The organism is Streptomyces sp. NRRL F-5122 (assembly GCF_001507435.1).
In the GTDB taxonomy this organism is placed as follows: Bacteria; Actinomycetota; Actinomycetes; order Streptomycetales; family Streptomycetaceae; genus Streptomyces; species Streptomyces lannensis.
In genome coordinates this window covers 1-296 of record NZ_LMWH01000198.1, presented here as the reverse complement: position 1 = coordinate 296, position 296 = coordinate 1, and the positions used below count along the sequence as shown (strand labels likewise).

Below are 296 nucleotides of genomic sequence, written 5' to 3'. Positions count from 1 at the left end.
ACTGACCGCGGCTTGTCGGGATACTTCGCCACCGGTGGGCGTCCGGTCCCGGAGTACGGCTCGGCCACCGGCACCGCCTCGGCGGGCTGGGCCGACAGCATGGTGGAGATGCCCACCACGTAGTTCATGCCGCGGGCCTGCACTCCATGCCGGAACGCGGCGGCATCGCCGTATCCGGCGTCCGCGATGGCAAGCGACACCTCGATGCCCCAAGAGCGGGTCTCATCGAGCATGTCCAGGGCCAGCTGCCACTTCTCCACATGCCCGACATCGTCCGGGATGCCGCAGGCGGTGCG

Annotated in this window: 1 protein-coding gene; it reads right to left on the bottom strand. The window is 69.6% G+C overall.

What is annotated here, in order from left to right; genetic code table 11:
* The coding region (locus ADL25_RS19795; RefSeq protein ID WP_199839184.1) for a transposase at window positions 1–296 on the bottom strand (296 nt) is incomplete at both ends.